The following is a 22,284-nucleotide window of genomic DNA, read 5'->3' as shown; positions in this document are numbered from 1 at the left end:
AAAAAAATTTATGCCGGTTTTTGCAGACTTTCCCTGTCAGTCGAGAGTAAAAACTAATGCGGGCATCGCTTAAGGTCCGCTACGGCTACCCCCAGGTTCCATTTTATTTAATTGGGAACAGAACGTTTCTCTTCAAAAAACTGTACCTTACCTGTCTTGATATCATGTACGCCGGCCACAACTCCTATTTGTTGTTTACTAATTAAATCTTTGAGTATTGGGCTTCTTTCTTGTATTTCTTTGACAACTCTTAAAGCATTGGCTTTGGCGATGGCATCAATTAATTTATGGTCAGTACAATTTTTTGTTCCTTGCTCTTGCATACTTGTTTGCACAACAGGCTTAATTTTATCTAAAACATCAGTCAAATGCCCGAGTTGAACCCCATCACATGCACCTGCTACAGCGCCACACGAGGTATGTGCCAAGATTACAATAAGCCGGGCTCCGGTTACTTTAGTTGCATACTCCATGCTACCCAAAATATCATCATTGAGTACATTTCCAGCCACACGCAAGGTGAATAAATCAGCTAAACCTTGATCAAAAATGAATTCAGGGACACTACGTGAATCCATACAATTGAGGACCACTGCAAATGGATATTGCCCATAAGAAGATTGATGTGCTTGTGCTAAATAATCTCTGGACATTTGCGTATTGGTTAAAAAACGCTGGTTTCCCTCTTTCAAGCGTTGCAAGGCCTGTTTTGGAGTCAGTTTTTGTTGTTTTGCTTGAGTTAATGTTTTGCCTAAAATTGGCATCTCTGCAGTAGATGAACTTGCAAAGCCAGTAAATGAACAAGTAAAACCGAATGTTAAAGCCAAAATTTTTATCAGATGCTGCATTATGATGCTCCGTTGTTTAATTAAAAAAATCATTCCTTTTTATTGATGATAACTTAATCTTACAATTCATACACTATTCCCTTGAATTTTAATAAAGTGCCTCTATTTATATGTATGTAAAACAATGATTAGGAGGTGATTATGAGTATCGTAAGACGCGATTATTTTCCTGTATACAATGAACTTGGTTCATTTTTAGATAATTTTTTCAGAGGACAATCATCAGATTCTTCTATAGTAGATACAAGTACATGGACGACTCCTGTAGATATTAAAGAAGAAAAAGAACGCTTTTTAGTACTTGCAGATATTCCTGGTGTGAATAAGGATGACATTCAAATATCCTTGGAACATAATATCTTAACACTTCGCGGAGAGCGTCACTTCGAAAAAACAGAAAACAAAAATGGTTACACGCGTATAGAGCGTTCACAAGGTCAGTTTTATCGTCGCTTTAGCTTACCGCAAACTGCTGACGATACAAAAATAAGTGCTAAATACAAGCAAGGAGTGTTGGAAATTTCGATTCCTAAAAAGGAAATGGCAGTTGAGAAAAAAATTGATATCACAGTCGAAGAGTAAGGCTTATCAATCTTAATCGCAGTGGAACTTGAGAGTTTCGATAAAATAATCGCTAGAACCCCCGGTTTCACTGCGCTCCGCTCTTGGATTAAGAGACACTTTTCTCTGGATTCAATGAAAAAATACGAAGACGATGATGATCTGGATCAAGGGCCACAAAGGTATAACCAAAATCCATCATCGTCGGGGGTTGGGCAATCTGGATCCCCTGTTGTTGCCAGAGCGTATAAAGTTCATCAATCACGAGATCATCTCGTACTTGCAATGAAAGCTCACCTCCGTTACCAAGTGCGGTTGCACGAGGTTCAACTGAGTGCTTTGACCATAGACCAAGACGCATACCGGTTTTTAATAAAAACATGACAAAAGTAGGCGACGATTCAATAGGTTGGCTCTTGAGTAATTGCTCATAAAACGATGCACTAACCAAAGGATCATCGACATAAAAAATAATTAAATTGGGATCAAGATACATAAAGAACTCCTTTTATTTAACGGAGATTTGAGTTTAAAAGATCATGCTGACAGTTTTTGTCAGTAGTGTTTTGCTCCTGAATATGCAAGATATATGGATAACAAGAATGATTGGTGATTTAATATCGCCAAAGTTGTTCTGCCCAATAAGCATGGCAGGAATATTTAAAAGGAAGTTGATCATGAATAAGTTTTATGTAGATCCCGATATAGCAAAAGCCTCCACTTTACCTGCTCATTTTTATACGTCTCTGGAGTGTTTTGAACACGTAAAAGAAAAAATATTTGCCAGGACTTGGCAGTTTTGTTGCAGTACAGAAAGCTTGCGGTTGGATGGACAGTTGGTGCCTTTTACCTTATTGCCGGGATTGTTGGATGAACCTTTATTATTTGTTCGTGATGAACAAGATCGCTTTCGTTGCCTCAGCAATGTATGTACCCATAGAGGTAATATCTTGATTGAAGCACCGTGTACTGCTGAGAAAATTAAGTGCTCCTACCATGGACGCCGATTTAATCTTTGCGGTGAATTCCTACATATGCCCGAATTTGAAAAGACCTGCAACTTTCCAACCGCAAAGGACAATTTGCCGCAAATTCCATTTGATTGTCTTGAGCCATTTCTTTTCGCATCCTTATCACCTCAAGTACCCTTTAAGGAAGTGTTTGCTGATATTAAAGAACGCCTTTTCTGGTTACCCATGGAAAAAATGCGTCTCGATCTTAATCGCTCACGCGACTATTTAGTTAAAGCGCATTGGGCGTTGTATTGCGAAAATTATCTTGAAGCATTGCACATCCCTTTTGTTCATCATTCATTAAGAAAAGTGATTGATTGTACCACCTATACCACAGAACTTTATCGTTATTGTAATTTGCAATTGGCTCTAGCCAGTGATGGAGAAGAGAGCTTTATTTTACCTAAAGACTCTCCTGACTATGGCAAACAGGTAGCGGCTTATTATTATTGGATTTTTCCAAATACAATGCTTAATTTTTATCCTTGGGGATGTTCTGTAAATGTTGTGAAGCCATTAGGACCTGGATTAACAAAAGTTTCATTTTTAACCTATGTGCTTGATGAAACCAAGTTAGGTAAAGGGGCGGGTGGTGATTTGGATAAAGTGGAACGTGAAGATGAAGCCGTAGTGGAGTCGGTTCAACGTGGAATTCGCTCTCGTTTTTATGAGACAGGTCGGTTTTCTCCTACAAAAGAACAGGGAACCCATCATTTTCAACGATTGCTTTGCGAGTTTCTTAATGATTAATAATTAAAGAATAGGGGTATATAATGCCCACTAAGACTAAAAATGCAGTCTTAGTGGGTAAGCTGGTTTTTATTTACAATAGGTACCAGTCCATGTTTGTTTACAAAATGTGACGAATTCTGGTTCGGTATGATATTGAGTATACCAAGTACTCCATAATTTTGCATTCCCAGGCTCTGCATACCAGGTTTCAAACTTTTTCTGATCGTAATTCAATGAATCACGCCACGTTACTTCTACTACCTCAGCAAAAGCCGAAGACATCAAGGAAAAGCTAGCGACTATCATGAATGTGACTAATATTTTTTTAAACATAACTATCTCCCTTTAGTTTATGAAAATCAATTAAAGTGTAGTTCAACTGGTGGCAATTTTTCAGTAATTCTTGAAAAGGCCACCTAAATGATTGTTCACATCGATAATGTTGCATTTGCTAAATTAACGATGTTGCGATTGAACTGAAGTCTTTTTGAATCTGCTTCATTGGATTCAAAAGCGCACATATTATTGTAGGCAAATGAGAGCTGCTCCTACAAATTTTTTTGTAAATAAATGTCATTTTCATAAGTGATCTTCACTATAAAATCATATGTAATCATACTCGTGCAATCGACTTCTGACCAATTTAATTTCAGTAGCCAACTTCACTACTTGTATTTATAATCAGAAGCTAACTTCACGAATAGATCAAGAAATAATGGGTTCAGAGAATGAAGTTTTAGTTGAGCGAGGATTGCTTACTGCTTCAGATGATCAATGGGAATCGGCTTGTTTGCGCACAGAAATTATTGCCCCATTAGCAAAATTAGAGACAGTGACTTGGGCATTAGCTGATGAAGCCGCAGATACACTCGGTATTTCAGGAAGACAAGTATATACATTAATAAAACGCTATCGCCAAGGTAATGGACTTGTTTCGGATATGCTTTTAAATAAATCTTATGGTGGAAAAGGTAAAAGCCGTCTTCCTGAAACTATAGAACAGATTATTCGAGAAGTATTACGTTCCCACTATTTAAACAAACAAAAATACTCAGAAACAGTTGTCTGGAACGAAATCGTAAGGCAATGTCGTAAGCTTAATTTATCGGTACCGGCAAGAAATACAGTTAGACTCAGGATTCAATGGTTAGATCCCTATGTAGTCACCCGTAAGCGAAATGGAGTAGATGCAGCCAAAACACTAGAATCAGCTGGTGGGGTACCACCAAAAATTCTTTCTCCACTTGAACAAGTACAAATTGATCACACAGTTATTGACTTAATGATCGTTGATGATATAAATCGCCAACCCATTGGCAGGCCCTATATTACCATAGTCATCGATGTTTTTAGTCGCTGTGTCATTGGAATGTTGGTGACACTCGAAGCACCATCAGCGGTATCAGTAGGTCTATGTCTAGCGCATGCTGTATGTGACAAACGTCCATGGTTAGAGCGGCTTGGAGTAGATATTGACTGGTCAATGAGTGGTAAACCATTATTACTTTATCTTGATAATGGGGCAGAATTCAAAAGCGAGGCATTACGTCGTGGATGTGAACAACATGGCATTGTATTGAATTATAGACCGCCAGGAAAGACTCACTACGGCGGGATCATTGAACGATTGATTGGTACAGTTATGCAGCGAGTGCATGAGTTGCCTGGGACAACATTTTCCAATCTATTGCAAAAGAGTGATTATAATTCAGAGGCAAAAGCTGTATTGACACTTCAAGAATTAGAACGTTGGGTTGCCTTGGCTATTGGTCATTATCATGCAACAGTTCATCATACTTTGAATCAAATTCCCTCTGCAGTTTGGGCTGAAGGTATGATAGGTTGTGGAAAGGTCCATACAGTTTCTAATCCGCGAGCTTTTTTGATTGATTTTTTACCGGTTATTCGTCGTAGAATCGGGCGAAGTGGCTTCTTGATCGATCATATTACCTATTATTCTGACATACTCAAGTCCTGGATTGCTAATAGAAATAATCTGGAGAAATTTATTATTCGACGAAATCCACTTGATTTAAGTCGTATTTGGGTATTAGACCCAAATAGTAATCAATACATTGAGATTCCTTATCGAATATTATCTCGCCCATCGATAACACTTTGGGAGCATAAGCAAGCAATGGCGCAACTGCGTGCAAGAGGTCAATCACAAGTAGATGAGACAATGTTGTTTCGCATGGTCTCTCAAATGCGTGAAATTGTTAAATCTGCACAGTCCTCAACACGCAAAGCCAGGCGTAAATCAGCAACGGCTTAATCAGTTAGAAAAATCACAACCCATTAATGATCTCAAAATAGACCCACCAGTTAGTACAACAACGGAGATGGCTCGCCCATTTGATCAAATTGAGGATTGGTCATAATGAGCAATAATCATTTTGATTTATCTCATTTAATTCCTGAAGCTCGTACTAGAGTAACTTTTCGTTCCAATGATTGTCACACCCCAATTACGAGAAGATGGTAAAAAATTGCTTGGCAATATGTGATTATTGAATTATTGATTAATAGGTAAGTTGAGAATAGCGTAATGGCAAGACAATGTTACTCAATGTCTCATTTTTAAAATAAAAAGATGAATATTAGTCTGGTCTATAGTAGCGAGACTCTTAGAGCGCATTCGGATTGAACCGCTCTAATGGCGATGGAGTTTTATAGACTTGTTGAATAGGCCTGGCTTACATTAGCAAGCTCTTGAGATGATGAAATTAACTCGAGCTTTTCTGTTGCAAGGTTAATCCAAGCATCACCCATATGATTTATTGTCATAATCTTAGCAGCCCAACCAGCAATCAGCATCATATATGCTGATAATTCTCCGCCAGAAACCATACGATAATTTTTCGCTGCAGTAAGAAATGTCTTATATTCTGCAGGATTATCAATTAAGCTTTCCGTTCTTTTCATCAAATCTATTGATTCCTCAGATGAAAGCTGTTCATTTTCTTGCAATTTAGCAACTAACGCGACCATTTCATTGCAAGCCTTTTTAAAATTAATAGGATAATCTTGATGTCGTGATAATTTTGTTTCTATATTTTGACGAAGCTGATGCAATGATTTATATAAATCATGTTTCATGATACTTTTCGTAGAATTAAAAATACGTTGTTCTAAACTCTTTTCAGAATCAGGAGTACGATTTTCACCGCCTAAAAACATTACCTGCTCTACAACATTTGCAGCATCAAAATGATGGCGGCCTACTTTTCCCAATGGATAATTATTAAAATCATAACCTTCGTCGTAGTTTCGACTTTGAACATTGTCTGATAAAAATAGATAATCCATGTCATCACTAGTTGCATATGCATTCCAATTTACCTTCAAGCGTAACAGAAATTTTTCATTAAAATTATGGGCTAATTCTTCGGCTAAATAAGGACATTGGCTTGTAATAAATTCTAAAGAGGCTGCCGTTGATGTAGAGGTATAAAAAGAAACTAGCTTTTTAGCCTCAGATTCAATCGACATAAGTTCCAATTTAAAATAAAACGCTGTCATTACATCATCTTTTTGGTAAGATAACCGTTCCTTAGCATCGCCAATATTATTCTTTGCAGCATAATGCAGTATCAATCGAGGCATGCAATCATTTGAGTGGATATCAGTTTCCTTGTATCGATTATAGATAGCCTCCATTTGATCTTTTGGCGGTTCAGGAAGAAAAGACAACGTTATAAATTCTATAATATCTTTAGCCCCACCAAGATGAGATAACGGTATTGCATCGCCAAATCCACCTGATTTAGCTTCATTTGTATTTCCTGTGAGTCTTAAACCTAAATTACTTTTAGCTAAAGGCACAAGATCTTGTGGGGTAAATAATGGCATGCATGCTCCAATATAATAATATTTGATTAAAAAATGTGATGTTACCAGAAAATAGATTTATGTTGAATTATGTTCAATTAAGTCGCAAAACTGAAACTTAAAAGCTAGTGATCAAAATAGACAATTGATTGATTTTTAGATGGAGCAATTTTTCGGGTTCTAACCGAAACCTGATATAGTGAAGTTGGCTTTGACATCCGTGCAGATCACTTCTGAAACTGACAATAAAGATATCTAATTGGCTATCCAATCTGTGGAAAACTTTTTCAAACTCAATGTTTTTGATCAATTAAAACCACTCTTTTAACTTAGGATTGCTTGAGTTAAAAGAGTGGTCAGAGATTTTTTAATCTAGAGCTCACCTACTTCTTAATAAAGAACGGATAATGGGTGATATTTTTGCTGCTGCAGATGCTTCGAATCCACCTGAGATAAAATCACCAGGAAGTGTAGGGGAGTCTCTATTAATGACATAAGTCCAGTTAGTTCCCCTATTTTTACTTACAGCTACCAAAGGATATATTGGTTCGTCAAGACTCCCATAAGTACCAGCAGCAATACAACTTTGTTCATTACAACTTACACTATTTAAAAAAGCAGCATCAATATATCCTGCGGGTAAGCCTGGTGTACTGCTAGTAATTCTGTAGGTCCAGGTAAGCCCATTATCGCTACTTGCTGCTAATAAAGGATAAAAGTGCTCAGGTAAAAAAGCAGCGCCAATATCGGTATAATTACCTGCTGCAATACAATTATTAGACAAGCAGGTTACCGATGAAAGTGATCCTGATGCGAAATCAGCAGGTAAAGCTGGCGAACTACTGGAAATTCGAAAGGACCAAGTCACACCATTGTTTGTACTGGTAGCCAATAAAGGTATTAAATTGCCTCCTGTATTGATATATCGCCCCGACGCCACACAAGTAGTTGCACTGCAGCTGGTGTCTGTAAATATACCGCTACTAGTAAAATCACTTGGTAAGGTGGGTGTACCATTAAAAATTCTATAAGTCCAGGTTAAACCTCCATTTGTACTTGAAGCAAGTAATGGGTATCCAACACCTTCTACACCATTAAAGTGTTGCCCTGCCGCAATGCACGTTGTTCCATAACAGCTAACACTATTAAAAAATGCTTCATCCGTGTTTTCAGGTAAAGTTGGGGTGCTGCTCGAAACTGTATAAGTCCAAGACTGCCCACGGTTTATACTTGTTGCTATTAAAGGAAATCTTGTAAATCCAGCGTTAGTATAACTTCCAGCTGCTACGCAAACATTATTGGTTGTCCCCCCGCTGCAACTAACACTACTAAACTGACCATTACTAAAGTCACTCGGTGCACTAGGAGTATTCTCCGAAAGCGTATATTGCCATGTTGCCCCATTATCAAGACTTGTTGCCAGAAGAGGATACTCTGCAGTACTGGAGTATCTGCCACCAGCAATACACACGCTACTATTACAGCTTACATCTGCAAAACTTCCTGAGAGAGTCCCTGCGGGTAAGGCAGGAGAAGAACTTGTTATTTTATAGGACCAAGTAACACCCTTATCAGTACTTAGAGCCAATAAAGGAAAATTTGTGACATCAGAAAAATAGAGGCCTCCCGCAATACATACATTGAGGTTACAGCTTGCACTTGTCAATCGGGTAAATTGATTTATCGAATCTATTGGAGGCATAGGGAATTGGCTTGTAATACGGTAAAACCAATTTAACCCATCAATACTCGCGGCTAAAAGCGGAAAAGCAGATTCCACATCGGTAAAGCGATAATCACCAGCTGCAATTAAAGGCAATACAGGAGGAGGTGGTGGCGGAGGAGGAGGAGGAGGAGGCGGAGGAGGAGGAGGAACTACAACTACATTTAAAGGAACACACGCAGTCGTACAGCTACTACCTTTGCAGAGGGCAAATCCACTTTGAGCTTGACCAAAGATATCTAATCTTAAAACACAACTTGCATGCGCAGCTAAATTAACTGGATTAGAGCAAAAGTTACTTCCTAAGTTTTGCAGAACTGTATTGGGAAGTCCTCTTAATACATAGCCTACTCGGGCTGAACTGGTATTATTTGTAATGGTATAATAAGCAGAAACCATAGATCCTGCAGGCACAGTAGTTGGAATCACAGTTCCGGGAGTTGGACTAATAGTGAAATTACCGGCAGCAAAAGTATAACTGCTAGTGAATAAAGATATGGCAGCACAAATGACCTTGGCTAAGGGTAAATTAAAGTTATTATCCATAATAATGTCCTTTGACGACTTTTATATTAAGTAAGAGAGTTGAGCAATGAATTGATGTGCATATGTATCATGAGCTCTTAAGCTAAATGGTACAGATGCAGTATAGCCATCAAAATTCACATTTCCCTCACCTAGTGATATTGTTCCAAAATCACTGAAGCGATACCCAAGACCAAATCGAATATGCTGATTAAGATCGGCATCAACCCCTGTCCCTAAGGTGAAACTTAAGCGTTGATCGGAGTTATTTTTAAAAATTGGAGTAAGATTTATATCGCAGGTTTCCCGTGTCGACGCATCATAGTTGTATGCTCGATTAAAAGAAACCCCTAGACCTGCGAACAAATAGGGGTGAAAGGAATTTTGTACCGTTGTTAATAATTTTGTAGCTGCTAATAACTGCTGCGGTTGAAATTTGTATTTATATTGGTATTGGGTTGATGTGCTTGGTTCTATACCTACGCTATGTATTCCTTGAATTCTAGTACTACCGAAGTAGGCATAATCCACGCCTAATTGCATCAAAAAGGAAGGAGTAAAAACATACTCGAGCCCCAAAAAAATACCCCCAACACCCGTGTCATTATCATGACCCGAGTTTCTATATCGAAAGATATTGTCATCATCACCGGAATAGGTTTCTGTATTTCGGACATGCATATTGGCATATCCACCTAAAATTGAAATTACAGGATATAAATTAGTTTGGTAAATTTTTTGAATGCCTGATTCACCTGCTAATAATATTGAAGAGTAAAAGAAGGAGCTCAAGAAGCTTAGGCTTAATAATTGGAGGCGCATGTTATATCCTTATTTTTTAATGCACATCTTAAAAAAACCCTGCATTCTATCAAGAAATTTGATACTTTTCAATAATTCTCTAGATAGTATGTAAAAAAAATTGAATTAACCATCCTAATAGCTAATGTCTTTTTCTTATCCTACTCATTGTATATTTGCCCATGGATCAGCGACTACAATAAAATCTGGATTTCATGTTTTGCTCCAACAAGATGATGATAGTGAGTTTTTAATAAATCAAGAATCAACGGGGTCAGGCTCGATTGATTAGCAACTTTTCCATCGAGATCAATCAAGTCTGCGCCATTGATCTTGATTTTCTTATATACCATTTATATATTTATCTCATTGAATTTTAAGTATTTTACCATACAATCATGTCAATTTTTCAGCCATTTAGTGATGTCTTTTACTTAATGGGTCTCATATTGCCCTTTTTTTAAAAATAACGAATATCAGGAAAATAAAAATGCCTAAAGAAAATGGATTTCACCAAAGACAACAAATTTTATTTGCTAAGTTAAATGATATAGAGGCCGAAATCCCGATTATCGTTGCTGCTACTTCAGAAGAACTTTCTCAGCCAGAAAATCATTTCAATATGACTGAAGAGGAGAAACAATATTCCAGGCTACAGTTATTTATAAAAAAAGGAAAAATGTTTGGCTACAATGGCAAACAACCTACCACCAAAATCACAGGACTTGCGAGCAATAGCATTACTCTTTTCGGGAAACCACGGCAAATTTCTCCTGTATCCATTATGCAAAATGAAGCGCTTTTTTCTCTTCTCAAAGTACACACAAATGCCTATTTGGAAAAAGTATTAAAAGCTCCAACTAAAGAGAACAAAGAGAATACATATTTGGAGATAATGGTAAATCGATTATACCAGATAATAAAAAAAGCTTGCCCGAGTCAAGATGAAGTGATTCATTTAGCTACAATGGAAAGGGATCTTTCTGAGCCGGAGTCTGGTAAAAATCGATTAACTGCAGAATTTAGTACATTGTTACTTACAGAATTAAGAAAGAAAATTGCCCAAAATAATGATCCTTGGAAAGTGGAATTAGATAGAGTACTTGCTTTAAAGCAGCGCACATCGCGTGCCGAATCTTATGGTATCCATCGAATTGCACAACAGGCATTAACTCTTTACCAATCAAGAAATATTGCAGAAAAAATAATTCCAAATGAAAAAGTGATTATGATTGACGATCACATTCAAGCGGGTTCGGCTATATCGTGTGCAGCTGATGAAATTAGAGATAACAACGCAAATTTGCTGAGCATAGTCTGTATAACAGCACATAAAAATAATAAGTTTTTTAATATACAGCCGGACGTTAAAGAATTCATCATAAGTTTGTTACCTAATACTTCAAAAGATCTTCCTCGATTAAACGAAATACTAAGACTTGTCGGGTTAAGTATGGAAACATTGACTAATATTGAAGGTATGATATTAATCTCTATCCTGTGTGACTCTAATAATCCAGAACATAAATCAGATTTTCAAACTCTACTTAAAAAATATGATGCATCAGACGACATGAATCATTCGCTTTTTGAACATCAAAAAGATAGCTTGATGGAAGAATTTGAAAAACCAAAAGTAGAATTCGCTCATTTTGAAAGAGAGTTGTTGGCAGCAATAAAAAAAGGCAGGTATACAGTGTCGTATGAAAAACAAATTGTACTATCTGATGAAGAAGGACAAAATATTAGAAAAGAAATCGATAAAAGGGCTGGTCTCCCTTGGTTATTATTTGATTTTGATGATACCCTGCATAACTTGAATAATAGTACTTTTATCATTTTCCAAGATATTATTAAAATATATTCTGGCATAGAAATACCGATTGAAACAATTAGAGAAACGCGTCAAACCTTGAAAGATAGGGGTCAATATCAATATCAACAGATGCTTTTAGATTTCATAAGACAACATAATCCTAGTGTTCAAGTTTCTTTCGAAGAAATAACTAAAGCGTATCAAGAGCATAAAAATGCGGAACCATTTGCACCCAAAATGAGCAAGGAAGATTTTTTAACCCTAAGAAATAAATATAGAATTGGCATCATTACCGATGGTTCGGCTTTTGCGAGTAAAGTTCCTAAGATTAGAGAATTTTATGGAGTGGATATTGATGGATACATTAATTCCGATAACAATTTACCGAAAAAACCAAATCCGGCAATGTTTCATGAGTTTCGCAAAGTTTACAATGTAAAAGATAAACCCATTGCCTATGTTGGCGACAGAGATGATTTAGATGGAGTCATGGCAAGAAATGTGAACCTTGATTTTATAAGCATTGATCCAATGCAATCAACTATCGATATGGAAAAATTTACTAGGGAATTAAATACGATTGAAGAACGAAGAAAGGCTGCGATAAAGAAATGGAAGGAATTAATGAAATATGCTTTTCTAACAAACGCAACAGAAAAGAGTTCCAGAGAGAATTTGCCGCTGTCACAAAACGGTGAGGTTCTCTCTGATCTTCCAAAAACTTATGGCTTAGATTAGCTGTTAGGGGTCCCTTCAGAAACCTCGACAATGCCAGGAGAAGGGCATAAAACCAGAACCTACTTATTGGCTACCTCAAAAACAACGCCATTAGGTCCTGCAGTTTGACCGCCAGCAGATCCAAACATTGTTGTTCCTGTTACACCTAAAATTGAAGGTAGGAACAATAAAGCGGCAGAAATAAAGACTAAAGCAATTGGCGTTCCAATTGGAATTTGAGTCGGGTTATCTTTGTGCTGTTTAAACTTCATAATAGCTCCGATAGAAAATCCTAAACCAGCCAAATAAGCACCAGCAGTAATCAATTTAGCCAAGTTCACAAATGATCCAGTAATTGTGGATGCCATTGCCCCTAAAGACACTGCAGTACCTGCTGCTGCCCCATGGCTTACTAATGTCAGAAATGTAAGACAAGCAATACTGCTTAACCACCATCTAAAGCCAGGTTTATCTATAATGTTATTTCTCACACCTAATCCCCCTAAAATTAAAATTAAATAAAACTCCCAGCATGATATTTAGATAACATGCCCCCTGAAAATTTATGCTCTCTATTTCTTTGTTATTGACCTGCTATTACAGCGCGCCAGTATGGGTTATCATCCTCTAGTGATCTATAACCAACGCGCTCAATATGCCGAATTTTGCTTTGCTTCATTTATAATTGTCAAGCCATTCTGACTCAATTGCTTCAGTTTTCACGAATACTTTTTATCACGTAATTGGCTCTAATTGAACTTATTCCCTATCTGCATTTCGTTTGACGGAGTAATTCGTTAGTAATTTGCTGATCGCGCAAAAAATTGGCCATTTTTTTTGACGATATAAAGCTAGAATCGAATTTTGATTCAAGTGATTAGTGCTACTTTTATATAAAAAGACAGAGAAAGTGAGTAAACTTCTTACTGTTTTAATACGGGGGGTATTCATGAGTTATGCGCGTTTGGATTCTCATAAACGATGCAAGACACTAGGATTTGTGCATGCAAGTTATACACAGCAACAGAGCACTTAACACCCCAAAACTTCTTCAAAGGTTTTTTTCAATATAATAGAGCAGATATCTTCTTCCGATCATGATTCGGAGTAATTTGCGATAATCTAAAGGATTGTTAAAATGGTGTAGATGAGTTCTTTAACTTAATGGTAGGGTGGGCACTTACTCTTCTCCCAAATTCAAGGATTGAAAGATGCATGATGTAGCTCGAGAGCCATCGCTGCAACGCAAGCTTAATGCGCGTATACTGGGAATGATCACCTTGGGTGGTTCTATAGGAACGGGCATTTTCTTAGCGAGTGGTAATGCTTTATCCTTGGCTGGTCCTGGGGGCACATTGCTTGCTTATTTGATTATGGGGATCATGGTCTATTTTTTGATGACGGGTCTTGGTGAAATGGCGGCATTCATGCCCACCAGTGGATCATTTTATGTTTATGCCTCTCGTTTTTTCGATCCCTCCTTAGGATACGCGCTAGGATGGAATTATTGGTATAGTTGTGCCATTTATATTGCTTCAGAAATCTCAGCTTCTGCGTTGATCATGCATTTTTGGTTTCCTGAGAGTTCATCGTTTCTTTGGTGTTCTGTTTTTCTCTTTCTGGTCATTGGTTTTAATGCGATATCAACCAAAGCCTTTGGTGAAGTGGAATATTGGCTTTCATTTGTTAAAATCTCGGTTATTGTTTTATTTATTGTGACCGGATTTTTTCTTGTTTTTGGTTTCACAGATTATAAAGCAGGGGGATTCCAAAATTGGCGTATTGGCGATGCTCCATTCCATAGTGGTTGGATCGGTATTCTTGGCGCTTTTGTTGCAGCAGGTTTTTCCTTTCAAGGTACGGAGTTAATTGGCGTTGCTGCAGGGGAGAGCGTTCATCCTGATAAAACGATTCCCAAAGCAATAAAAATGGTTTTTTGGCGGATTTTAATATTCTTCATTTTATCGCTTTTTATTATCAGTCTTTTAATACCTTATACCTCATCACAATTAATCAGTTCTGATGTGGTAATGAGTCCTTTTACCCTGGTGTTTCAACAATATGATAAAACGTTTGCTGCAATGATTATGAACGCAGTGATTCTTGTGGCAATTATATCAACAGCCAATTCAAGCATGTATGTTGGCAGCAGAATGCTCTGGCATCTTGCCAAGGAAGGTCATGTTCCTCGAATTTTTTCCGTTGTTAATCAAAGAGGAATACCAATCTATGCTTTAGCCTTAACAAGTGTTGTGGCGATGTTGGCTTTTTTATCTTCTATTTTTGGTAACGGCACCGTTTATTTTTGGCTACTCAATGCAACAAGCCTTTCGGGATTTATTGCTTGGATGGGAATAGCAATGAGTCATTATCGTTTTCGTAAAGCCTACTTGCGTCAAGGGAAAGATCCGGCTCAACTTCCTTATTTGGCCAGAGGATATCCTTTTGGTCCTTTGTTTGCTTTTGGTGTATGCATGATCGTGATTAGTGGCCAGAATTATTCTGCTTTAATAGCAACCACCAAAGATTGGTATGGTTTGCTTATTTCTTATATTGGCGTGCCGCTTTTTTTAATGATCTGGATCGGACATAAATGGGTAAAAAAGACCAGGGTGATACCTTTGCACGAGTGTAAGTTTGACTAGAGTCTATCTACTTTCTACTGTCTTGGCCAAAATTGCTTGATTTTCTGTGCTCTGATGCTCACATACTTCATGTATGCTGCGCTTAAGTGCTCGAAAATCAAACAATTTTGACTCAAACTGGCAAAATGTAGATGGACTCTGGTTTGACTAGAGTAGACAATATATTAAATTTTAGTCATTTTATCATTTTAAATTTCTCTACGTACTGCGCTTTATGCCTGAGAGATCCTCACAAAATCGACACAGGAAAATACCTATTCAACATCTATAGTGATGACAGCCTTTTTGACCCGATATGGGGTGTCCATTCCTTAGAGTGTAAGGATTCAAGTAACAAATGATTTTTACCTGCTTAAATTTTGTGAGGATCAATCAGGCATAAAGCGCAGTAACGTTGCGATATAAATATAAGCTATTCATTTATTGAAGATTCATTTATGGAATACTTACTTAAAAAGTAATAAATTGTTGGTATATTTATAATAATAATGATTTATTCCAAGGAAGCGTTTTATGCCAAATAAAATTCATGTACCCAACATCGTTATTGTAGGCGGCGGTGCAGGAGGAATGGAGTTGGCTGCATTGCTTGGAAATAAATATGGAAAAGGGGGTAAAGCTGCTATTACCCTGGTTGATTGTACATCTACCCATATTTGGAAACCGCTGTTACATGAGGTTGCTGCAGGGAGTTTGTTTACTAATGAAAATGAAATTGACTATCTTGCTTATGCTGCTACGCATCATTTTCATTTTGTTTTAGGGGCGCTTGAAGGTTTAGACCGGAGTAAAAAAGAAATCTATTTATCTCCATTTTACAGTCACGAACGAGAAGTTCTTCCAAAGCGAGCACTTTCATTTGATATTTTAATTATTGCCATAGGAAGTGTTGCTAATGATTTCAGTATCCCCGGAGTGCGTGAACATTGTTTGTTTTTAGATAACATTGACCAGGCAGTCTATTTTCATCGCGAATTATTAAATCATTTTATGCGTCTCTCCCAACAACCGCAACAGAGTCAATTTAATGTGGTCATCGTAGGCGGTGGCGCTACCGGGATTGAATTAATCGCAGAATTGAATAATGCAATTCATGAAATTATAAATTATGGAATTGGCATTCAATCTGAAATTATTTCCTTTACTCTAATTGAAGCGGCAAGCAGATTGTTGACTGCGCTTCCGGAAGAAATTTCTGAAAAAGTATTTACTGAACTAACGCGCATGGGTGTAAAAATTTGTGTTAACGAACAAGTTAATGAAGTGACGGAAAAAGGCTTGCATACTAAATCAACCCAATTTATTCCTGCTGATCTTATTGTTTGGACAGCTGGTATTAAGGCCCCAGATTTTTTGCGTCATTTAGATGGCTTGGAGGTTAATCACATCAACCAATTATTAGTAAAGCAAACGTTACAAACAACCTTGGACGATTCTATTTTTGTTTTAGGTGATTGTGCGAGTTGCCCACAAACTCATTCGAATAAAATGGTACCACCTCGTGCACAGGCTGCTCATCAGCAAGCCCGTTTTTTGTATAAAAATTTGGATAAATATTTAGAAGGTAAACCTTTGCCTCTTTACCATTATCGTGATCACGGCTCCTTAGTTACTTTAAGTCATCATGTAGTTGGTAATTTGATGGGTAAAATTACTAAAAATTTAATGATAGAAGGCAAACTGGCGCGTTTATTTTATTTATCTTTATACAAACAACATCAAATTTCTTTATATGGTTGGTGGCGGGTTTGTTTGCTCACTCTTTCGAATGTGTTAAGTCGCAGAGTAAAGCCGCGGCTTAAGTTGCACTGAAGAGCAGATCATAAAGATATGAGAATAAACATTAAATCATGTTTTGAGGTAGCTTACACGAGTAAAGGGGATAACTGGAGAAAATGAAGTATCATAAAGAAATTGAAAATGCAGGAAGCAATAATGTGGGGTAAGAATAAAAAAGAATATTTAAAACGCCTGTCGAGGATTAAACCTTACCTTAAGAACAATAAATTTGTAGAGGCGAATGATCTAACAACAGTCCTTTCCCATCTCATTCGCTCAGGTGACCGAGTATGCATTGAAGGAGATAATCAAAAGCAAGCCAATTTTTTGGCTGCTGCTATGACTCAATTGAGTCCTGCTAAAATAAATCACTTGCATATGATCCAATCAGCCATTGCTTTACCAGAGCATCTTGATGTGTTTGAAAAAGGGATTGCAAGCCGAATTGATTTTGCCTATTCAGGTTCACAATCAACTCGTCTTGCTGATATGGTAAAAAATAAAAAGATCGAAATCGGTAATATTCATACCTATAATGAACTTTTTGGACGACTAGTAGCAGATTTGACGCCAAATGTTTGTTTGTTGATGGCAGATAAAGCAGACAAGCAGGGTAATTTATTTACCGGGGCAAATACAGAAGACACCCCTGCTCTCATTGAAGCGACCAATTTTAAAAATGGTGTGGTTGTTGTTCAAGTCAATGAAGTGATAGAGCATTTACCGCGAGTTGATATTCCTGCAGATTGGGTTGATGTCATTGTTCAAGGTCCCGAACCATCTTATATCGAACCTCTTTTTACCCGCGATCCTGCGCAAATAAATGAAGTGAAAATATTAATGGCCATGATGGTGATCAAAGGAATATATGCCCCTTATCAAGTAAATATCTTAAATCATGGCGTAGGTTTTAATACATGCGCCATTGAGTTACTGTTACCTACCTATGCCGAATCTCTGGGCTTAAAGGGTAAAATATGCCAGTACTGGGTTGTGAATCCTTTACCTACCTTAATACCCGCCATCGAAGCAGGATTTGTAAAAGCAATTTATCCCTTCGGGGGAGAAGTAGGAATGAATCGCTATGCAGCTGCTCGTCCCGATATTTTTTTTACAGGTAAAGAAGGAAATTTGCGCTCGAATCGTATGTTAGGTCAGCTAGCTGGGCATTATGCGTGTGATGTTTTCATTGGTGCAACGTTGCAGATGGATCTTGAGGGAAATAGCTCCACAGCAGTTGAAGGACGTATTGCGGGTTTTGGTGGTGCTCCCAACATGGGCTGTGATGCTCCTGGCCGGCGCCATTCTTCCTATGCCTGGTTGAAAGCAGGCCAGGAACGAAGTGAAGCCTTAGCAACCAAAATGCCACGAGGAAGAAAATTGGTGATTCAAATGGTGGAAACATTCCAGAGTTCAGCACGACCTACTTTTGTAGAAAAACTGGATGCCTGGGCCTTGCAAAAATCCATGAATGCTGATTTGCCCGCAGTAATGATTTATGGCGATGATGTGAGTCATGTTGTTACCGAAGAAGGTATTGCCAATCTTCTGATGTGTCGCAATCTTGAGGAACGTGAACAGGCCATTCGCGGAATCGCCGGATATACCGAAGTTGGAATAATGCGCGATAGAAAAAAGGTCGAGGAGTTGCGCCACCGAGGAGTCATTAAACGCCCTGAGGATTTAGGAATCAAAGTGTCTGATGCAACCCGAAATTTATTGGCAGCTAAGTCAATTCGTGATCTTGTTGATTGTTCAAAGGGTTTATATGAACCGCCTGCAAAATTTAGAAACTGGTAAAGTAGGGCAAAGAATATGGAAAACATGGAATTTCGTTTTACGCTCCCCGGAAAACGTGTGCACGGAAAAAAAACGGTTTGTGGTGTTGTTGGCTCAGGGAATTTAGAAGTCATAATCGAAGAGAACACTACTTCTGAAACAATATTTATGATTCAGACTGCGGTTGACCATTATAAGCCAGTTTGGAAAATGGTTATTGGGGATTTCGTCAATCAACATAAACCTGTCGGGTTGCAATTTACCCTCAATGATAACGGGGCAATACCCGCAGTTGTTTTATTACGCTTAGCCCAGGCGTTGGAAGAATTTCAAGGTAATTACAAAATAGGTAATAATTATGAAGGGCTTAGTGCACGCGAACGAATCCAAGTTATTTTTGATAAAGATTCTTTCACTGAGTGGCTTGCTGATGAAAAGCTTTATAGTCCCTATTTAGCCGCTTTAGGTTTGCCTGGTGAAGCAGATGATGGCATCGTCATAGGTTCGGCACTGTTACAAAAGAATAAAGTACTTGTTGCTGCCCAGCAAAAGGATTTTATGGGGGGTGGGGTTGGAGAAATTCATGGTGCGAAACTTACCGGTTTATTTAAAGCTGCGATCGCAATTCAAGCTAAAGCAGTGATTCTTCTTATCGATAGTGGTGGAGTGCGTTTGCATGAAGCCAATGCGGGAGAAATTTCCATTTCAGAAACGATCCGCGCTGTATTTGAGGCACGACATCAAGGGATAACCACTATAGGTGTTGTGTGTGGGAAAAACGGTGCTTTTGGGGGGATGGGAATTATTTCTGCGTGTTTGGATTATCTTGTGATCAATGAATTAGGACGTATTGGAGTATCAGGCCCGGAGGTGATTCAAGCTGTGGCCGGTATCAAGGCTTTTAATTCACAAGATAGAGCTCTGGTATGGCGGGTATATGGAGGAAAAACTCGCTATTTACAGGATGTTGCTCAAAGCTATGTGGGCTCTGATGTTACAGCGATACGCACTCAACTAATTTCTGCTCTCGATAAGAATGTTCCCCTGGATCTTAATTCCCTAAAACAAAAGCAGACATTGTTAAAAAAGCGTTTTCAGGATACACAAGGGTATCAAGAAGAGGGAACTTATCTCACTAAAGTTGCTCCAAAATATGCAGTGACTCTTTTTGATATGGGCGAGCAGGAGTTTTTAAAAGCAGCAAAAAACATAAAAAAGAAATTGTAATTCATTGTAGGCTGCGCGCTCCCAGGTTACAAAGTATTTAGTCTGCGATGATACACAGAAGGAATAAAAAAATGGTTGCATTAAAGGAGCTTCTCAAACAGATCTTTTCTCAGGAAGTCAAATTGACCGAGAACCAATCGGTTGTATCTGGGCAAGCGATGTTGAATAATCAACTGATACATATTCTTGGCGTCAAGGAATCCACATTTCTGGGGGCAGAGCAAGCGTTGATTATGGCGCAATATGTAATCGACATTCTTGAGCGTCAATCACGTGAACCCGTCCTTTTATTAGTTGATGTTGCTGGACAAGAGCTAACAATGCGTAATGAATGGTTGGGGATGCAACAATATTTTGGCCATTTGCTTGCATGTTTGGAGTGTTTACGCCTACAGGGAAATGCTTTGATCTCGCTGGTGTATAATCAAGCAGTAGGTGGTGCTTTTATCGCTTACGGCTTGATGGCAGATACAATTTTAGCCTTACCTGATGCAGCACTGGCTGTGATGTGGCTGGAAGGTATCGCCAAGGTAACCAAAATAGAACTAAGTATCCTGCAAGAACTTAGTAGGACATTTCCCGTTTTTGCACCAGGCGTGAAAAATTTTTACGAGCTTGGTGGAATACACGAGATTGTAAGCCCATCTGAACTTGCTGAACAAATTGATGGGGCAATCCAAAAGAAAAATACTCGAGATGATCGCGCGCTCTTGGGTAGCAAGCGAGGGGGGAGAACGCTTGCATACCCCATTATCAATAAAGTAGCCAATCATTTATGAGTTTACAAAGACATCATTTAATTTATCTTCAGCCGGATGCAGACTTTGCTGTTGCTTCGATTCATGAGGATAAGAAAATGATTGAAGAGCACGTATCCCTCTGGCTTGCACAAGGCTTGCCGTGTATTTATGCCAAACAATTAGCGCACCAAGATACAATTAATCTGGGATTAACTCTTTTGCATGCCAAGAAAAAACACCGAGTTAGTATACAGAGCGCACCATCATTGGTGCAAAAACAAAAGCCGCTTCCACAACTCCTGGAGATGCAGGATTTTTTTTCTTCTTATTATGGGATAAAAAAGTTAGACACGCTGATTAAGTCGTTGCCAATTTCTGACATTGCGGTCTATGGATCATTTTTATTTCATTATGTATCAGGATATTCTTTTGTTGATCGGGCTTCGGATCTTGATTTACTTATCTCTTACCAAGACTGTTCTTTAATTGATTTACGTGAATCAATTGCTGCTTTAACAAAAAAATTTAATCGAATTATTGATGGTGAGGTTCGTTTTTCCTGCCTTGGGGATATTCCTATCAAAGAATTGCTTCTTTTATCTGCAAAAAAACTGTTGTGTAAGAGTAGAGACAAGGTTACGTTATTATCAAGAGCAGAACTGTATGAACACTATCCTTTGCTGTGAAAGAACACTCGCCAGAATAGCAGTTAGAGCCCTTTATTTTGAAGTTAAAGCTTATCCTAAACCAGGGTTGGTGAGCTTTAAGGATGCCGGTGCGCATCATGATATGAGCGGTGAAACCTTTTACCGTAGCTTATTTACCTTACGTCATTACTTCTACCAAATTACAAAAAAAGGATTAGCAAATGATTCTTTTGAGGAATTAAAACAAGTGGCCATTGATGCAGAACAGCGCATGCTTGGGAAAACTCAGGGAGTAAATACCCATCGTGGTGCTATTTTTGCTTTGGGTCTAGTCTGTGTTTCTGTAATAAGGCTGGCTCAGGATAAAATGCAATTCACTCCTGAGGACGTACGTCGGCAAATATTGAAAGACTGGCCAAGGCATTTAGTGGAGCATCTTGGGAACCCTGAAAGCCATGGCGCTTTAGTACGACAAAGATATAAGGTGGTTGATGCCAAGCAAATGGCGATACATGGGTATGATTTAATTTTCCAATTACTTCCTGATTTTATTTCACTTTTCATTGAGACCCAATCACTGGATACTGCCTGTTTGTTTGCGTACTCAGAACTTTTACTGCACATGGATGATACAAATATTCTTTATAGGAAAGGAAAGTTAGCGCTGGATTATGCAAAACACAGGGTAGCAGAATTATTGACGATTGGATGCTTACAAACTCGTCAAAAAAAGGCATTGGAGTTGCATCAATTTTTTTCTGAGACCGGGATTAGTCCAGGGGGAGTCGCTGATTTGATCAGTGTCTTGTTATTTTTAGGTCAATTATTCTGTGATCAACTACGCGATTACTCCGGCCTTAAAAAATTTTAGAAAAAACAACTATACTCTAATTGTAAGAT

At 38.1% G+C, this 22,284-nt stretch carries 18 protein-coding genes and 1 pseudogene; 11 read left to right on the top strand and 8 right to left on the bottom strand.

The genetic code is table 11. The annotated features are described in order from the left end of the window. Nucleotides 1-107: 107 nt before the first annotated feature. Nucleotides 108-848 (bottom strand): carbonic anhydrase family protein, encoded by a 741-nt coding sequence (locus tag FOLKNPGA_RS13560; protein ID WP_182350401.1) that lies wholly within the window; start codon nucleotides 846-848, stop codon nucleotides 108-110. Between the two features lie 141 nt (nucleotides 849-989). On the opposite strand from FOLKNPGA_RS13560, the gene FOLKNPGA_RS13555 reads away from it, so the two are divergent. Beyond that, a complete protein-coding gene (locus FOLKNPGA_RS13555) occupies nucleotides 990-1,430 on the top strand; it encodes an Hsp20/alpha crystallin family protein (protein ID WP_182350400.1) in 441 nt (146 codons plus the stop codon). Between the two features lie 88 nt (nucleotides 1,431-1,518). On the opposite strand, the gene FOLKNPGA_RS13550 is transcribed toward FOLKNPGA_RS13555, so the two are convergent. Further along, a complete protein-coding gene (locus tag FOLKNPGA_RS13550; RefSeq protein ID WP_182350399.1) occupies nucleotides 1,519-1,905 on the bottom strand; it encodes a VOC family protein in 387 nt (128 codons plus the stop codon). A gap of 181 nt (nucleotides 1,906-2,086) precedes the next feature. Here FOLKNPGA_RS13550 and FOLKNPGA_RS13545 point away from each other — a divergent pair, with 181 nt between their 5' ends. Continuing rightward, complete coding sequence (locus FOLKNPGA_RS13545; protein WP_182350398.1) at nucleotides 2,087-3,172, top strand: SRPBCC family protein; 1,086 nt, start codon at nucleotides 2,087-2,089, stop codon at nucleotides 3,170-3,172. 69 nt (nucleotides 3,173-3,241) lie between these two features. Here FOLKNPGA_RS13545 and FOLKNPGA_RS13540 read toward each other — a convergent pair whose 3' ends face one another. Then, a complete protein-coding gene (locus FOLKNPGA_RS13540; protein ID WP_182350397.1) occupies nucleotides 3,242-3,487 on the bottom strand; it encodes a hypothetical protein in 246 nt (81 codons plus the stop codon). 382 nt (nucleotides 3,488-3,869) lie between these two features. Here FOLKNPGA_RS13540 and FOLKNPGA_RS13535 point away from each other — a divergent pair. After that, nucleotides 3,870-5,535 (top strand): annotated as a pseudogene (locus FOLKNPGA_RS13535) (Mu transposase C-terminal domain-containing protein). Nucleotides 5,536-5,824: 289 nt separating this feature from the next. On the opposite strand, the gene FOLKNPGA_RS13530 reads toward FOLKNPGA_RS13535, so the two are convergent. The 4 genes from FOLKNPGA_RS13530 to FOLKNPGA_RS13515 form a co-directional block, all read right to left on the bottom strand. Beyond that, entirely contained in the window at nucleotides 5,825-7,006 is a 1,182-nt protein-coding gene (locus FOLKNPGA_RS13530; protein ID WP_182350395.1) for a hypothetical protein, read from the bottom strand. A gap of 358 nt (nucleotides 7,007-7,364) precedes the next feature. Then, nucleotides 7,365-9,254: a sialidase family protein gene (locus tag FOLKNPGA_RS13525; protein WP_182350394.1), complete on the bottom strand. Its 1,890-nt coding sequence runs from the start codon at nucleotides 9,252-9,254 to the stop codon at nucleotides 7,365-7,367. A 21-nt stretch (nucleotides 9,255-9,275) separates the two neighbouring features. Continuing rightward, nucleotides 9,276-10,055: an outer membrane protein gene (locus FOLKNPGA_RS13520; protein ID WP_182350393.1), complete on the bottom strand. Its 780-nt coding sequence runs from the start codon at nucleotides 10,053-10,055 to the stop codon at nucleotides 9,276-9,278. Between the two features lie 173 nt (nucleotides 10,056-10,228). Beyond that, the gene (locus tag FOLKNPGA_RS13515) at nucleotides 10,229-10,387 is read right to left on the bottom strand and encodes a hypothetical protein (RefSeq protein ID WP_182350392.1); all 159 of its coding nucleotides are present in this window, start codon (nucleotides 10,385-10,387) and stop codon (nucleotides 10,229-10,231) included. A 137-nt stretch (nucleotides 10,388-10,524) separates the two neighbouring features. Between FOLKNPGA_RS13515 and FOLKNPGA_RS13510 the strand changes: the two genes are divergently transcribed. After that, nucleotides 10,525-12,588, top strand: a complete 2,064-nt coding sequence (locus tag FOLKNPGA_RS13510; RefSeq protein WP_182350391.1) for an HAD family hydrolase — start codon at nucleotides 10,525-10,527, stop codon at nucleotides 12,586-12,588. Between the two features lie 59 nt (nucleotides 12,589-12,647). On the opposite strand, the gene FOLKNPGA_RS13505 is transcribed toward FOLKNPGA_RS13510, so the two are convergent. Then, nucleotides 12,648-13,058 (bottom strand): type IV secretion protein IcmD, encoded by a 411-nt coding sequence (locus tag FOLKNPGA_RS13505; protein ID WP_182350390.1) that lies wholly within the window; start codon nucleotides 13,056-13,058, stop codon nucleotides 12,648-12,650. A gap of 720 nt (nucleotides 13,059-13,778) precedes the next feature. Between FOLKNPGA_RS13505 and FOLKNPGA_RS13500 the strand changes: the two genes are divergently transcribed. From FOLKNPGA_RS13500 to FOLKNPGA_RS13470, 7 genes are all read left to right on the top strand, one after another. After that, a complete protein-coding gene (locus tag FOLKNPGA_RS13500) occupies nucleotides 13,779-15,212 on the top strand; it encodes an amino acid permease (RefSeq protein ID WP_182350389.1) in 1,434 nt (477 codons plus the stop codon). A 513-nt stretch (nucleotides 15,213-15,725) separates the two neighbouring features. Beyond that, a complete protein-coding gene (locus FOLKNPGA_RS13495; protein WP_182350388.1) occupies nucleotides 15,726-17,024 on the top strand; it encodes an NAD(P)/FAD-dependent oxidoreductase in 1,299 nt (432 codons plus the stop codon). Nucleotides 17,025-17,147: 123 nt separating this feature from the next. Next, nucleotides 17,148-18,791 (top strand): malonate decarboxylase subunit alpha, encoded by a 1,644-nt coding sequence (mdcA, locus tag FOLKNPGA_RS13490; RefSeq protein ID WP_182352870.1) that lies wholly within the window; start codon nucleotides 17,148-17,150, stop codon nucleotides 18,789-18,791. A 15-nt stretch (nucleotides 18,792-18,806) separates the two neighbouring features. Beyond that, nucleotides 18,807-19,997: a biotin-independent malonate decarboxylase subunit beta gene (locus tag FOLKNPGA_RS13485; RefSeq protein WP_182350387.1), complete on the top strand. Its 1,191-nt coding sequence runs from the start codon at nucleotides 18,807-18,809 to the stop codon at nucleotides 19,995-19,997. Nucleotides 19,998-20,068: 71 nt separating this feature from the next. Further along, nucleotides 20,069-20,776 (top strand): biotin-independent malonate decarboxylase subunit gamma, encoded by a 708-nt coding sequence (locus tag FOLKNPGA_RS13480; RefSeq protein WP_182350386.1) that lies wholly within the window; start codon nucleotides 20,069-20,071, stop codon nucleotides 20,774-20,776. Beyond that, nucleotides 20,773-21,423 carry a phosphoribosyl-dephospho-CoA transferase MdcG domain-containing protein gene (locus tag FOLKNPGA_RS13475; protein WP_182350385.1) on the top strand — a complete coding sequence of 217 codons (651 nt, stop codon included), beginning with the start codon at nucleotides 20,773-20,775 and terminating at the stop codon, nucleotides 21,421-21,423. The genes FOLKNPGA_RS13480 and FOLKNPGA_RS13475 overlap by 4 nt, the downstream gene beginning before the upstream one ends. Continuing rightward, nucleotides 21,401-22,255 carry a triphosphoribosyl-dephospho-CoA synthase gene (locus FOLKNPGA_RS13470; protein WP_182350384.1) on the top strand — a complete coding sequence of 285 codons (855 nt, stop codon included), beginning with the start codon at nucleotides 21,401-21,403 and terminating at the stop codon, nucleotides 22,253-22,255. Before FOLKNPGA_RS13475 ends, FOLKNPGA_RS13470 begins: the two co-directional genes overlap by 23 nt. Nucleotides 22,256-22,284 lie beyond the last annotated feature (29 nt).

It is taken from the genome of Legionella sp. PC1000 (assembly GCF_014109805.1).
GTDB lineage: Bacteria > Pseudomonadota > Gammaproteobacteria > Legionellales > Legionellaceae > Legionella > Legionella resiliens.
The sequence above is the reverse complement of the archived record's forward strand: the minus strand, read 5'-3'. Positions and strand labels throughout refer to the sequence as shown.